This is a genomic window from Chloracidobacterium validum, assembly GCF_018304825.1.
Lineage (GTDB): Bacteria > Acidobacteriota > Blastocatellia > Chloracidobacteriales > Chloracidobacteriaceae > Chloracidobacterium > Chloracidobacterium validum.
Genome location: NZ_CP072649.1, coordinates 833,490 through 848,044 on the forward strand (window position 1 = coordinate 833,490; position 14,555 = coordinate 848,044).

The 14,555-nt window shown below is 58.9% G+C and carries 12 protein-coding genes; 5 read left to right on the forward strand and 7 right to left on the reverse strand.

What is annotated here, in order from left to right; translation table 11 throughout:
• Positions 1-19: 19 nt before the first annotated feature.
• Positions 20-3,193, reverse strand: a complete 3,174-nt coding sequence (locus J8C06_RS14485) for a TonB-dependent receptor (RefSeq protein ID WP_211430133.1) — start codon at positions 3,191-3,193, stop codon at positions 20-22.
• Positions 3,194-3,492: 299 nt separating this feature from the next.
• Entirely contained in the window at positions 3,493-4,437 is a 945-nt protein-coding gene (locus J8C06_RS14490) for a CAP domain-containing protein (protein WP_211430134.1), read from the reverse strand.
• Positions 4,438-4,589: 152 nt separating this feature from the next.
• On the opposite strand from J8C06_RS14490, the gene J8C06_RS14495 reads away from it, so the two are divergent.
• From J8C06_RS14495 to J8C06_RS14515, 5 genes are all read left to right on the forward strand, one after another.
• The gene (locus J8C06_RS14495) at positions 4,590-5,846 is read left to right on the forward strand and encodes a M20 metallopeptidase family protein (RefSeq protein WP_211430135.1); all 1,257 of its coding nucleotides are present in this window, start codon (positions 4,590-4,592) and stop codon (positions 5,844-5,846) included.
• A gap of 96 nt (positions 5,847-5,942) precedes the next feature.
• Positions 5,943-6,278: a hypothetical protein gene (locus J8C06_RS14500; protein WP_211430136.1), complete on the forward strand. Its 336-nt coding sequence runs from the start codon at positions 5,943-5,945 to the stop codon at positions 6,276-6,278.
• Positions 6,279-6,463: 185 nt separating this feature from the next.
• The gene (locus J8C06_RS14505; RefSeq protein ID WP_211430137.1) at positions 6,464-6,658 is read left to right on the forward strand and encodes a hypothetical protein; all 195 of its coding nucleotides are present in this window, start codon (positions 6,464-6,466) and stop codon (positions 6,656-6,658) included.
• Positions 6,659-6,802: 144 nt separating this feature from the next.
• Positions 6,803-7,090: a hypothetical protein gene (locus J8C06_RS14510; RefSeq protein ID WP_211430138.1), complete on the forward strand. Its 288-nt coding sequence runs from the start codon at positions 6,803-6,805 to the stop codon at positions 7,088-7,090.
• Between the two features lie 352 nt (positions 7,091-7,442).
• A complete protein-coding gene (locus J8C06_RS14515) occupies positions 7,443-7,778 on the forward strand; it encodes a HesB/IscA family protein (protein ID WP_211430139.1) in 336 nt (111 codons plus the stop codon).
• Positions 7,779-8,007: 229 nt separating this feature from the next.
• Here J8C06_RS14515 and J8C06_RS14520 read toward each other — a convergent pair whose 3' ends face one another.
• The 5 genes from J8C06_RS14520 to J8C06_RS14540 form a co-directional block, all read right to left on the reverse strand.
• Positions 8,008-8,490 carry a tellurite resistance TerB family protein gene (locus tag J8C06_RS14520; RefSeq protein ID WP_211430140.1) on the reverse strand — a complete coding sequence of 161 codons (483 nt, stop codon included), beginning with the start codon at positions 8,488-8,490 and terminating at the stop codon, positions 8,008-8,010.
• Positions 8,491-8,648: 158 nt separating this feature from the next.
• Positions 8,649-10,502 carry a serine/threonine protein kinase gene (locus J8C06_RS14525; RefSeq protein WP_211430141.1) on the reverse strand — a complete coding sequence of 618 codons (1,854 nt, stop codon included), beginning with the start codon at positions 10,500-10,502 and terminating at the stop codon, positions 8,649-8,651.
• A 63-nt stretch (positions 10,503-10,565) separates the two neighbouring features.
• Positions 10,566-11,933, reverse strand: a complete 1,368-nt coding sequence (locus J8C06_RS14530) for a thermonuclease family protein (protein ID WP_211430142.1) — start codon at positions 11,931-11,933, stop codon at positions 10,566-10,568.
• An 87-nt stretch (positions 11,934-12,020) separates the two neighbouring features.
• The gene (locus J8C06_RS14535; RefSeq protein WP_211430143.1) at positions 12,021-12,725 is read right to left on the reverse strand and encodes an esterase family protein; all 705 of its coding nucleotides are present in this window, start codon (positions 12,723-12,725) and stop codon (positions 12,021-12,023) included.
• Positions 12,726-12,875: 150 nt separating this feature from the next.
• Positions 12,876-14,408: a response regulator gene (locus J8C06_RS14540; RefSeq protein ID WP_211430144.1), complete on the reverse strand. Its 1,533-nt coding sequence runs from the start codon at positions 14,406-14,408 to the stop codon at positions 12,876-12,878.
• Positions 14,409-14,555 lie beyond the last annotated feature (147 nt).

Below are 14,555 nucleotides of genomic sequence, written 5' to 3' on the forward strand. Positions count from 1 at the left end.
AAAGGCAATCAAGATGACGCTAGAAAGAGTAGCGCAGAGCAAACACGATGCGCCGGTTGCCGCCATCCGTTCCCCACTGGTTGAGGAACGCGGCAGAAGTCCGAACCGCGATGGGTACGCCAAAGTTGCGGGTGTTGGTCATGTTGAAGAAGTCCACGCGAAGCTGGATATTGTGGCCTTCGACGATGCGCGTGTTCTTGGCCACGCTCAGGTCAATGTTGCCGATGCCATCGGCGCGGAGCGTGTTACGTCCCAAGTCGCCGACTCGCTGCCCTGGACGCAGTGGCGCGAACAAGCTCGCCCCACCGGCGCGGAGGATTTCGGCTACCGTGAGACGGCTCAAATTCCGCGTCGTATTGAGGTTCGGACGAATCGGGTCGCCCACCAGCCCGTTGATGCCGGCCAGCGATTGAAGCGGATCCGAGCCATTCAGCACCGTGAACGGCGCACCGCTCTGGAATGTGATGAAGCTGGACGTTTGCCAGCCACCCAGCAACCGGCCAACCGCACCCTGCTGATCACGGAAGAACGGCAGTTCGTACACGAAGTTGCCCGTCAGTCGGTGCGTCCGGTCATAGCTTGACACAGCGCGATCCGCCCGCCGGTTGAACGAATCCTGCGGAATGGCAATTTCGCCCGTCGAGGGATTGAAGATTTCCGATGCCTCGTCAATGAACTTGCTCCACGTGTAATGGACACCCGCGCTGAAGTTGCGGCTCAGGCGCTTGTCCACGCTGATTTGGAGCGAGTGGTAAATGGACGAGGCGGCGTTGGCGCGCGAACGCACGGTGCCACGGGTCGGATCAATACGCACGTTTGGGTCGGTAGCCGTCGGTGGCGTCGTCCGCGGACGGTTGGGATTGGCGTCAATCGTCTGGAACAGCGCCGTTCCCTTCGTGCCCACGTAACCGACGCGCAACACGACGTCGCGCGACAGCTCACGCTGTACTTCCAGGCTGTACTGGTCTGCGTAGGGCGACCGGAAATCCGGCTCGACGATAGTTGCGGCCAACAGACGCGGGTTGCCAGTGAAGGGCTGAACGGTCTGCAAGGCAGTAAACGATCCGGTCGAGGGCAATGTCACCGTCGCCGCAAAGGGCGAGGCCGTGCCGACGTTGAGCGCAATGTTGAGGAACGAGGCGTCGAACGTCCGGGCATAACCGCCACGCACCACCAGCTTATCGCCGCCGGTAATCGCGCCCCAGACGCCACCGGCTTCCGTGCGTGGATTCCAGTTGAAACCAAAACGGGGCTGGAAGTTGTTCATGTCACGCCCCGGACGCTCCTGAAGGCGGAAGTTGGGATCGTTGCCATTTGCCGCCACGATCCGGTCATTCAGGCGATAGAGGTCCTCGAGCGCATTGCCTGGGGTTTCATAGCGCAAACCATAGGTGATGGTGAAGTTCGGCCGAATCCGCCACTCATCCTGCCAGAAGGCGAAGACATCCGTGAACTTGTAGTACTGAATCGCCTGGCCCCCACGCAACGGCAGGTTGATCTGGGCAATCTGCGACCGATCGTCCACGAAGTCTTGCAACGTGTTGTATTGCAGGCGTCCACGAATCGTCGGAAAGAAGAAGCTCCGCACGTCACGGTTGGTGATGTCCACGCCAAACTTCATCGTGTGATTCCCGAACGTGTAGGTCATCACATCTTGGAACTGGTACGTGTTGTTCGTGCGCGATTGCGGCAAGTTCACAGCCAGCCCAATGGCGGTTCGGCTGGCGGCGGAGTTGAAGCCGAGCAATCCAAGCGACTGGATTTCAATCGAGGGGATTTCCTGGGACGAGGGATCATCGGCATTGGTCACCGAGTTGAACCGGTTGTAGGCCATCCGGTATTCGTTGATCCAACGGGGTGAAAAGACATGCGTCCAGGTCAGGTTGAGCGCCTGCTGGCGGCCCACGACCCGGGTGGTCAGGCCAGGCGGCGTGACCTGACCACTGCCCGACGAAATCTGATCGTTGAACAAGAAACTTCCAGAAATCCGGTTGCGGTCGTCAAACTGGTGGTCAATGCGGGTGGACCACTGCCAGTTGTCAAACTTCTGCGAAGCCGACCCCGTGAGCGACCCAAGTGGAACGGTAAAGGTCTGCGTGCCAATGGTGAAGCTCTGGCTCTGTCCAATCGGCGCCTGCGCGGCTGGCAGAAAGCGAAGCAGCGCCGCCACCTGGGGACGATTTCCGGCCGCCGACTGGAGCACTTGGCGACCGGCTTCCGTTGGCGCGCCGTTGAGCGTAAAGCCTGAACCGAGCGCCCGGTCGGTCCACCGCTGGAGCGTGCCGAAGAAGAAGGTCTTGTTACGCCAGATCGGTCCGCCTAATGAGCCGCCAATCCGATTCTCAACCCGGAAAGGGGCTTCTGTCCGCCCGGCTCGCTTGTCCAGGTTGCTGCGCGCATTGAGCGCGTTGTTGTTGTTGAACCAGAACAGCGACCCGTGAAACTCATTCGACCCGCTCTTCGTCACCATGTTGACCACCGAACCACTGTTGCGCCCGAACTCCGGCGCAAACTGGCTCGTGATGATGCGCACTTCCTGGATCAGGTCCGGGTTGTTGAGCGGCTGCTGGACCCCGGCCACGCTCGGATCGTTGAGGTCCTGCCCGTCCACCATGAAATTGTTGGAACGGACGCGCCCACCGTTGGACGAAAAGCTGATGCCGTTCGCAAACCCGGTTTGCCCCGACCCCAACTGGCTGACCCCCGGAACGGAAAGCAGGATATTGTAAACATTGCCATTCGTTGCGATGGGCAAGTTCATCAGGCGTTGCGAATCAAACCGGGTGCTTACTTCCGAGTTGGCAGTGTTGAGAATTGAGGCGTCGCCCGTCACCGTTACGATTTCCTGGGTCGCGGCCACCTTCAACCCGACTTCCACCACGGCCACTTGGTTGACCAGCAACTCAATCCCCTGCTGGATGTACTTTGCTTGCCCAGCCGCTTCAACCGTCAGCTCATAGCTTCCGATGGGCAGACTGCTGAATCGAAAACGCCCTTCGCCATCGGTTTGGGTGGTCCGGCTCAGTCCCGTGCGTAGATTGCGAACGGTCACTGCGGCATTGCCAACCACGGCCTTTGATTCGTCCAACACCGTTCCGGCAATTGTCCCGGTGTCGAGCTGGGCGTAGCCAACCATTGCCAACCCCAGTACCAAGACAACAACCGCCGTCAGACGGCTTATCCAGTTTGTCATAAGACATGCTCCTCCCTGCTTCGCAGAACCAACCAGATTGCCTGCGTCGAACTGCCGATATTTATTTTTGGACATATTTGAGCAACTTTGATGCCAGATTCTCGTGCCCGGCGGGGCTGGGAGCGCCAAACCGCCGAGCGTCCAGCTCAGAGGAGGTAAGTCTTTTGAAAAGCCTAATTTGCTCTGAACGAGCGAGAGCTGCCGGCCAACTGTCCGCGCCATCGGGCGACCAGTCTGCCCGGACGGCATGCAAAGTTTTTGAAACGGCATCCAAAAACTTGGTTTTTTGTGCGCGCCGCCTACTCAACCCAAACGCACAGACTGGCCGCCGGAAACGGCTTTCCCTTGAGTCCACGCTGGACGAAAATCATTGTGGTGTAAACGCCTGGTTCGCGCTTGGGAAACGTTAGGTCAAATTTGAAGCGTCCACTGGAACCAAGGTCAATTTCACCCGTTGTACCATCTGTGTACTGTGACCCGTCACCAAGCTTGGGTTTGAGCAAGCGAAACTTTTCCGGCAAGGTGTAAGCTTTCGACTGCCACAGTTGGTCAAGTGTCATCGGGCGGGGCAACGGCTCGTGGTGCACCATGGCGCTGTAGAAAAGCATTTCCGCCGGGTTGACGACCTGGCCGACCACGGACAGACGGTCGCCTGGTCGGGCCCTTGTCGGAAGTGGTTCAACGTGGACGTAGCGACTCAGAAACTCCTGCGCCATGCGCAGCTCTTTCCCAACCACGGCGAAGCCTAACCCAAGGTGCGTGTGCTCCGGGTTGAGGATGGTGCGGCGATGTCCATCGTTGGGTGGTGTTTCATCGTGCATGGACTGATGCAGTTGGAGTAGTTCTGCTTTGATGCTGTCCAGTGTTGCGCGTGGCGACAGCCCGGACAGCATGGAAACATTTTCGGCCGAGTAGTCCGTTCCACCGCGTAACCCATAGCGCATGTAAGGTTTCCAGCCATCCCGATTCCAGTGACTCAGGTAGTTGTACTCCGCCATGTCGCGCGCATGGGCTTCAGCGACTTGGTTAGCCAACTCATCCAGTGCGACTGGCGGCGCGCCAACCCGCTCACGCTGAGCATTGATGACCGCCAGTAACTCATGGCGGAGAAAGTCAACGTCCAGTGTCGCCTGGCCGGACTTCTGGACAAACGGCCGGGCCGCAACCGGACCAAGTCCCGCCGGGGCAACCAAGCTGGATAACCCCAGCCAGCCAATCAACGCACAAACGAGTATCCGGTGCATATTAGGTCGCCTTTCGCCACAGTTTCACGACGTGCGCACACCACAAGTAAAAAACCATCGCCTCAAGCTTTCCGGCAAAGCATGATTTTCAAGCGCCTTCGTCAAGATTACCATTGTGTTATTGCTCTGTGGAATTTCATGATCTAAGACCCATGCCAGACGCGGCAACCGTTTCATCAGCTCACCATCGTCTTTTTGACTCGTCCACGAACCGCGACCGGGTTGTGGGCGAACTTGTGACCAAGCTTCAGGCGCGACTGCTTGCCACCCGTCGCGACCTACACCAACACCCGGAGCTATCCAACCGCGAAGTTCGCACGGCACGGTTTCTAATACACCGGTTGCAGGAGCTCGGCGGATTTGACATTCGCACCAATGTAGCGCACCACGGGATTGTCGCGACCCTGACCGGCCAGCGGCCTGGCAAGGTGGTCGGTATCCGGGCCGACATGGATGCCCTACCCATTGATGAACCAGCCGGACTGCCGTTTGCTTCAACTGTGCCAGGCGTGATGCACGCCTGTGGACACGACGTGCACATGACAGTTGCCCTTGGGACGGCCGAAGTGCTGGCGCAGCTGCGCCAGCACTTCGCCGGCACAGTGCGCTTCTTCTTCCAGCCGGCCGAAGAAGGCCCGCCGCCCGGCGAAGAAGGCGGAGCAAAGCTCATGATTGCGGAAGGCGTCCTGGCAACCTTACGCCCTGATGCCATGTTTGCGCTGCACTGTTACCCGCCCCTTGCAGCCGGACAACTCGGCTACAACGAAGGCGTCATGATGTCGAGTTGTGATCGCTTTACCATTGCCATCCGGGGCAAGATGGCGCATGGGGCTTATCCACACCGGGGCGTGGACGCCATCGTGGTCGCCTCGACGGTCGTGATGTTGCTGCAAACCATTCGCAGCCGGATGATTGATGCCCAGCAGCCGATGGTCTTGACCGTCGGGAAAATGAAGGGCGGCCGGCGCTACAACATCGTGGCGGACGAGGTCGTGCTGGAAGGCACGGTGCGGGCCTTTGACGAAACGGTACGAGCCGAAACCGAGCATCTTATTCACCAGATCGTCTCGAATGCCGTTGCCGGCAGCGGAGCGGCCTGCGACATTCGCTACGAACGCCTTGTCCCGCCGCTGGTCAACAACCAGGCACTGGTGGAGCGCATGTTACCAACCCTCCGGCGCGTGGTTGGCGATGAACAGGTTATCCATCACGCGCCGCGCATGGGGGCGGAGGACTTTGCCTACTTTGCCCGCGAAGTGCCGGCCATGTTTTTCTCACTTGGGGTTTCAAACCAAGCTGCCGGTGTTGGCGGCGACATCCACACGCCCCAGTTCGCTGTGGATGAAGCCTGTATTGCCACCGGCGTCCGAGCCATGACGGCACTGGCGCTTGATTTTTTGGCAACCTAACCCAAGCCGTATGTCGGCAGTGGCCGGAATGCCGACCGCCGCGCCCCGACCTGGATTCGGCACCCGACAACGGGCGGCAACCACGAGGTGACAGCCATGAACATGCAGTTTTGGGAAGCTACCTTTCCAAAAGCCGAAGCCCTGGCCGTAGCCGGACTTGAGCCTTATGCCTTTACGTTGCTGTCACGGTGGAAGCAGGCCCTACAGGACGGGTTTGCGTTACCGTTTCTGGACAAAAAAACGATGCCGGCCCGCGAGGCACTCGAAGAACGTGGATTCCTGATCATCGGTTCCGTCGGGTCACTCGTCGTCGGCATGAATCACCTGGTCATCGTCGCCGTCGGCAGCGTCGAGCGTTCTGATACGTACTGGAGCGTCAACGTCACGCCGCTTTTCCCGGAAGAATTCCACCCACCCGCCTATCCGCAATAGTGCACCAAGGGGCGACATGACACCGGCTGAACACGTACGCCGTCGCCGGAAAGCCCCACCGCCAGAGCAATGTGTCATAGCCAGCCAACCGCGGGTTGTAGCCTGGCGCACATGGCTATCATGGTATGGTTTCAGTGTCCCCACGAAAGCGGACGTTGGCATAGCTTGCCTGGGAGAACACACGCATGTACTGGCTCATCAGTTTCCTGCTCTTGCTATACCTTGGCGTTGGTATCTACACGCTCGTACAAGCGCTCAAAATGCGAGCAACCCCGGCCGCAGCCGTGCTTGCCGGACTGGCCTGGCCGTTATTTTGGCTGGTTGGGAAGCAAGAAAAAGAGCGGCGACTTGGTAGTGGGCGGGGGGGCTACCTTCCCTAACCCTAATCCCGCTGCGTCATCCACTGCGGCGTCGCGGCCGGCGCTGGTTGGCCGCTGGACGGGAAACACATTCACGCTTTGGTCCTCATCGTGTATGCTTCCCACAACCTACTTACCCTCCTTGCGTTTACGGAGACGTCTCACATGAGTTCAATCGAAGGCAATTTCTCAAATCTCCCACTGTCGGAAAAAATCTTTCATCTTCACCAAATTGGTGTTGAAACGACGCTTTCCGTACTCAAATTCATTCCCGGTTTGCCGTTCAAGGGAATTGACGCCATCGGCGAGCTGACGGCGCTGCCCGTTTCCGCCATGCGCGGCATCATGGCCGGGCTATCAGGAACACCGGCCAGCACGGAGTCCCCCGCGCCATCTGCTAAGAGCAGCACGAGCGAAGAGCCGAAGCGAATCGTTCTCACGACAAAATCGTAAGCCACGGCGCCGTGCCACCGAGAAAGGCGCTTGGCGTGCGCCCGAACGGTTGCCTTTGACCTGTCATCAGGTAGTTGGTATCGGCGGTCGGCGCATCCAACGCCCGGCTGTCCAAGGCCACTCAAGTGGGAAGCGTCCATCGTGAAGCTTGGGGGGCGGTGTCCCTTTTTTTCAGGTATGCTCTCGTAGCCCCTGGGCTTCAACCCTGTGGTGAGTGGGCTTTGTTGTCTGACCGGGTGCTTGGTATCGGGTGTCTTCGGGAAGGCACGTTGACACCGTTTGCTTTAATTCAGTAAACAAACGTTAGGTTGAAAAACCACTTTAAAACCCAGTAGGTGAGGCGTAGTAGGTCATGATCGTTCTGACATCCAAAGCAGTCGAAGAGGTCAAGAAGTTTATGGCGGCTGAAAGTATTGGCGCGGAAGGCGGGCTACGTGTTCGGGTCATGCCGGGCGGCTGCTCAGGTTTTCAGTATGGACTCGATGTTGAAGATGCGCCCCGCGAGGACGACGAAATCATTCTTCGCGATGAAAACGGCGGGATTCGCGTTTTCGTCGATCCATTCAGCGGTCAATACCTTGAAGGTGTGGAAATCGACTATGTGTCCAGCGTGATGGGTTCAGGCTTTACGTTCAAAAACCCGACCGCAACCGGCTCCTGCGGCTGCGGCACGTCATTCACCGTTTGACCTTCGCCTTGATCTTCATGGTTGGACATAGTCCTAGTCAGACGGCGCGCCGTCCAAGCTGGAGACCGTTACAGTTCCCTCGCTGAATGCTTCGGCGAACGCCGGTTTCCAGGCCCGGCGGCAGGCATATCCACCAAAAAACTCCACCGAAGAAAAAACACCGGAAGATTCCTTCCGGTGTTTTTTCTTCAAACCCGCGTTTACTGCCCTGAAACCAAACAGGCCGCAGCTACAGCTTCGAGATGATTTCAGCGCCACGCCGCTCAACGGCAATGCTATCGAGCGTCCACTGGATGAAATCGCGGGCGGCGTCTGTATTGAGACCGAACAGACTGGCCACTTCGACGAGCTTCAATCGCTCCACATCAGCCAAATGCCCATCAGATAACGCCACCTCGACACAAGTTTGATACAGGGCGCGTCGCAAGAGCGGATCGGTCACGGGTTGAATCACCTTCTCTATTGGGGAGGGTCCGGCAAGCTCCGCCTCGATGGCGGACCTAACGTCTTCGTCAAGAATTGAAAGCCCAGTTTGACGAACCAACCCATAGAGCATCGCCTTCTCAGACTCAGTTACCTTGCCATCGGCAGCCACGATATTGGCGACCCCACGGACAAAGGCCAGCAGTTGCGGGCGAGGAAAGCCTGAAAACGGGAGGTCGTCGGTTGGCGCGTCAGGCAGCGGTGCATCGAGCACATTAGCTTCGCTCACGTTGTCTTCCATGACGTGGAAAGTCCCCTTAGATGTATTAAAAGTGCGGTGTTCGGAGCACCCAGGCAAGTCCGTTACACGATACTTGGCCAATACCCGTGAAACAAGCTGTTTTGTACCCAGCATCGCCCACTTCGGGAGGCAGACGCCGAGACGCCTCATGGGTTGAGGCGGTCGCGCAAAGCGGCTTCTGCCTGACGGGTGTCACGCCAAGCCTGTTCCAGCAACATCTGATCGCGCGCAAGGTCTTCCCGCTCCGACTCAGCAAATCGTTCACGGGGCTGAGACATGTCAAAGTCGGTCCGTGCAAAAGCATTGCCTAGGTTTCGCACCGACACGCCGTAGTTGTGCAAGGCATCTCGCAGCTGGCGATAGCGGTCGGCAAGGACTCGGTGCTCGGTCGCACAGGGTTCAGGCGCAGTCAGGGCTGACCAAGTCGTGGTCATTTGGGCAACTTGGTTCTCGGCAACTTCCACGGCACGGCGGCGGCTTTCGATGGTCACCGGGTTGAGCTGCACGGCATTGCGCAGGTCTCGCAATAAGGGATCACCACCGCTGTCTGGCACAATTTCACGCATCGCTTGCCGGACTTGGCTTGTCGTTTGGTCAAAACGTTCCCGGTAAGCCGAGGAGACCACTGGCTTCCCACCGGTCTGGCTTGTGTCATCGCGGCGGTCAGAGGCGGTGTGCGCGCCATTTGCAGCGTCTGGCGTTGCCGCAGCACGGAAGGCCGCCCAATACACCCCCCCGCCAATCATTGCCACTGCCACCAGTACCAATAGAGCCCCGGCCCAAACGGGGATGCCCAGCCGTGGGGATGAAGCAGTCGCCGGGACATCCCCCGGTTGCCGGTTGAATACCTGGGACGCCGTTTCTGGTTGGGAGCGCTGACCGAGCGGCGGACGTCCCACTTCACCGGATGGCGAGCCGGGCGGCGGCAACGTCGCCGGCAGCTCAGTTGGACGCTTCAGCGAGACTTGAGCTGCTGTGATATTCCCCGTCAACTCAGGCGGCAGCGGCGACGCCGTTGCGGGGTTCGCCGGTGGGAGCGTGCCAGACGCGGACTCGAGGACACTGGCGATGAGATCGGTTCCGCTTCCCAAGAGCGGCAGGCTGCTCTCTCCAACCACTGTCCCCCGGCAGGCCGCTCGAAAGCCCGCTAGAAAGTCAAGTGCCGTGGCCGGCCGCCCCGACGGTTGTTTGGCCAAGGCGCCCAGGACAAAGGCTTCGATTGACTCGGCTAACTCCGGCGCATGAGTGCGCAGGGGGGGCGGGGGCGCGGTGAGGTGCAGTGAGACAATTTCGCCAATCGTCTTGCCTTGGAAGGGCAACACGCCGGCCAGCATGCGGTACAGAATGACAGCCAAGCTGTAGAGGTCCGCGCGCGCGTCAATGTCACCGCCATGGACAAACTGCTCTGGCGAGGCGTAGAGGGGTGTCCCAATTGCCTGGCTAACCTTGCCAACCCCTTCATCAAGCGACTTGGCAATCCCAAAGTCGAGAATTTTGACCTGTTCCGTCACCTGCCCGGCGCCGATCAGGGCAATGTTGGCCGGCTTGAGGTCGCGGTGAACCAGTCCAGACTGGTGGGCGTAGTGGAGGGCGTCGCAGATTTGTCCCAGCAAGCTATCAATCCGGTTGAGCGGAAAACGCTTACTTCGCTGGAGTTCATCTTCAAGGGTGGGACACTCCAGCAACTCCATGGCCATGAAGGGCGTGCCGTCGGGCAGCGTGTCGGCGTCGGTCACGGAAATGATGTTGGGATGGGTCAGTCCACCGGAGATTTTGGCCTCGCGGTGAAAGGCCTCGGCAATCGTCGCGTCTGAGGCCGCCACATCGGGCTTGAGCACCTTGAGCGCCAACTTGCGGTTGATGCCGGTGTGGTGCGCCAAGTACACGACGCCCATGCCGCCAATGCCAAGCACGGCGTCCAAGCGATACTTGCCACTAATGACAGTTCCGACCAAATGATACGGGTCAGGCAGGTTCTGACGGCGTGGGTTGGACATCATTCCCTCGCAAGCGTGCCTGGCGGGTAGGCGTCAGAACCCATCGGCCGCCCGCCGCGGAGAAACTCACAATGGAAAGCGGAAAATCTTGGTGGCTTTGGCGTCCGTGAACTGGATTTCCCGAATACCGGTGCTCCTCAAAAGTGGCAAGTTACCGCCTTCACTGACGGATAAGGCGCGATACAACTGCTCAGCACTCGTTTGGTCAACTAGGTCGTGCGAGATGCGCAGCACGCTTTGGTCGTCGCCGACCAGTTCGATGCGCGCGCCAGCCCGGCCGAGTTGTTCGCTCATAACCTTTACCATTGAGAGCCGGATGCGCTCTAGTGAGACAGTCCGCGGAATATCGTTTCGCCAGCGGGGACCAAGCTCTCTGACACGCGCGCTGTCCCGCGCCGTCAGCATCTCCGTTTTGTGCTTGTAGTCGTAATCAATATCAACGTCGGCAATCCCGCGGGCAACAATCTGCAAATTGAGAAGCGCCCCATCGGGCAGGAAAGCATAGACCAAGAGCCGTCCATCTCGGTCGCGGTGGTCGCGGTAGGCATTGGCTGGGTCGTACTCGAAACGCAGGCGTTTGCCCTGCACCAGCTTGACGACTTCGATGCGCGCTGGTTCACCAGTTTTTCCAGTGCTGTTCTGAACACCAATCAGCGCCACTTGACCGAGCGTCGGCACATCCAGCACGGCGCAACTTTCGACCCGAACGTTGCCATACGTCGCTTTGGCGTCCAGAACTGGCGCCGATAGCGTTCCCTCGCGCGATGGAACATTCTCCACCCTTGGGCTTGACACCGAATCCACGGGACGCCCGCTCGCTGCGCTGTCAGGTTCGTCGAGGTCATCAGGTGGGGTAAAGGCCGGCTCCTCGTAGGGGCGACCTTCCCGCTTGGCAATTGCTTCCGGTGATTCAGTCGCCTGCGCCCAGACACCTATCTTCGCCATGCGGGCTTGGTACTCAGCTGCCAGGAGGAGGTTTTTTGTCCGCACGTCAATGAAGTGCTGGCTGAAGAAGAACGCATCCCCATCACGGATGACCTCCGCATTGAGCAGCTTCCGGGACGGTAGCAGGTAAATATACGACAGTTGTCGTCCGTACTTGTCACGATGCTTGATGTCCTGATTCTGATTTTCGAGCCAGACTTCGACTGTCTTCCCCAAAACAAGCTGCCGCACACGCTCGCGGGCCTGGTCGGCCGCCGGACCGGAGGACGGCGCTAGGATGCCTATCAAGCGCACAATCGTACCGTCCTGCAAAACAACGGTGTCACCCGTCAAAGCGCGCTTGATCGTGGTGACCTTGGTCGAGGCGTTCGTCGTCACCTGAGCGGCAACTGGCGCTGGCAAGATCCACCCCAGCGCCAGCCCGACCACGGCCCCAAAGACTTGAATCGCTGACTTGGTTTGGCTTGAGACCCAAAACTTCGACATCATGCAAGACCTCACGTGAGAAAACGGGATACCACCACCGCCACGCCGCGACCTCGAAACGGCGCAAGACAAGAGATGGGTCAGGGGCGATTATCGCGGGCCATAGGCATGAAAGAGCCGTGGCACATACAGGTCAAGCATCCGCCGCCACCAGGGCCAATCATGGTTGACATCATGTCCCCAGAGATCGAGCGAATGCGGAATGCCGCGACTGTAAAGGACACGCGACAGGTCGCGCGACCGCTCCGGAGCTTCATAAGCGCCCTGCCCCGAAATGATGTGAATATCGGTTTGATGGCGCAGGAGTGGAAGGAAGTAATCGTCGTTCAGGTGTTGCAAGTACTCAATTGGGTTATTGAAGTACACGTCATCGTTGTGGAATCCATCACACCAGGGGCGAATGTCATACGATCCCGACATGGCAATGAGGGTGTCAAAGCTGCCAGGGTTACGAAACACGGAGTTCGCGGCATGGTAAGCGCCAAAACTGGCACCCGTCGCCGCAATCTTGATCGGCGAGCCACCGCAGTCGCTCCGAATAAAGGGGCACACCTCGTGCGAGATGTAGTTACTGTAGGCCATCTGCCGAGCCGCCCGTTGGGCTGGATGGAGATGCTCGTTCATCCAGCTTTCACGGTTGATACTGTTGATGGAGTAGATTTTGACAATGCCGGCATCGAGGTACGGACGGAGCACGTCAACGACTAAGAAACGCTCGTACTCCTCAAAATCGGCCGCGGCCGTCGGGAACATCAGCAGCGGCTTGCCATAGTGGCCATAAACGGCAATGGGCATCTCTACGCCGAGATGTGGGCTAAACCAACGGTGAACTTGTTTGCGCACAGGGGTACATATCTCCAGAGGAAAATCGTGATATGAACTTGACTTGCGCGCGACGATAGCATGGATTCTGATACCGTGCGCAGCCTGTTTTTAGCCTCAGGCTCAGCCATCCAGGGAGGAGCGTTGTTCTGGAAGGGGGCCCGCCGGCAACGGAACGAGCAACCCCTCACGGCGCAACTCAACAACCAGGGTGAGCGCTTCCAAGTCGTTCTCCAATGCGTGCAAACACTCGCCAAACGAACGGCGTCCGTCAAACAGTGACTTGAGAAAGCTGACCTCGGCTGCAAATTCATCCGGCACCTTGAGCAGCGCAAAGGCTTCGCCGAAAATGTAGGGACGGTTGAGATCCGGCTCGGATTCGAGCAGCGACTGGGTTTCGTCATAGCGCCGGACGGCTTCGAGCAGGAGTTGTTGCGTTGAGAGTCGAATCCGTGCCGGACGCTCCACGGTCGTGCTCCGAAAGGAAAAATCACCCCGCAACCAACGAATGACGATATAGGCCACCCGCTCGCCATCACAGGTGTCAATCTCGGCGTCCAGGATTTGCCCTTCACGAAGGTAGAAAGTCGCTTCCCGCCCCTCGGAGCTTACCTTGAGCACCCCGGTCTTCCGCCCGGCTTCGATGATCTGCAAGATTTCCGGGAAGGAAACCTCATGTAACTTGCCCCGGAAGTCGGCGTTTGGCTGCAAGCGGCGGAGTAGGTTTTTGACCCGGAATGTCAGTTCCGCCGCGCTGAACGGCTTCACCCAGTAGTCTTCAACGCCGCGCTCGAAGGCCGCCAGGCGCTCTTCCTGCTGCCCACGGGAGGACAGACACACGAACGGTACATCCTTGAGTACTGGATGGCGGCGCGTCCAATCAAAAAACTGCCGCCCATCCATGCGCGGCATCAGTAAATCGCAAATGATGAGCGACGGCCGATACTGAAGCGCCACGTCCTGGGCTTGCTCACCGTCCGCCGCCGTGACCACCGCGCATCCCAATCGGCGCAGGCACAGGGTGAGAACCTCACAGGTCCCCGGCTCGTCATCCACGACCAGGATTGTTTGATCGGGAAACTGCTCACGCCGGTCTGAAACAAATGACCGCTCGCCTGGCTCATCGAGCCACGTTCCCCGTGCCCCCTGGGCCCACTCACGCCGGTTGATGTTGACCAGATCAACCAGCTCCTTGCGGTACTTCGGATCATGTTCGCCCAACTTGGGCAAGCCTTCGATGTAACCACGGGCCGCTGCCAGCTCATCATGGGCGACGAGCATCTCGACCACTTGGTAGGCGCGCTCAAAGGCATCCGCGTAACGCCTCAGCCGGATCATCAAGTCAACCATCAAGCGCAGCAAGCGCAGGCGTTCGTCACTGGTGGCAAGGCGCTCGGCCCGGCGGAAATAGGCCAACGCGGTCTCGCTATTGCCTTGCGTCTGATAGATTTCCCCGATCCGGCACAGCAAGTCCACGGCGCGTCGCCCCTGGCCGGCGTTCTGGTAGGCATCGCTCAACTGCTGCATGAGGAAGATGTCTTCCGGGGCAGCCACCAGCTTTCGCTCCAGCTCCTCAATGTCATGCCGCTGGCGCATATCCTCGATCATGCCAACGACTTGTTCACGCATTGAGCGAACTTTGTCGAACAAACCCATGCCTGAGTGCTCCAAAGGGTTTACTGTTTTCACTTCGTGCAGCTTATCACAAACCCGTCGCCGGGCGCTTAGGGGCCAACCGAGCGCCAACGACCACCCGGCACGGCTTACAGCCGCCCGACATGTTGCAATGGACATCCCATTCCG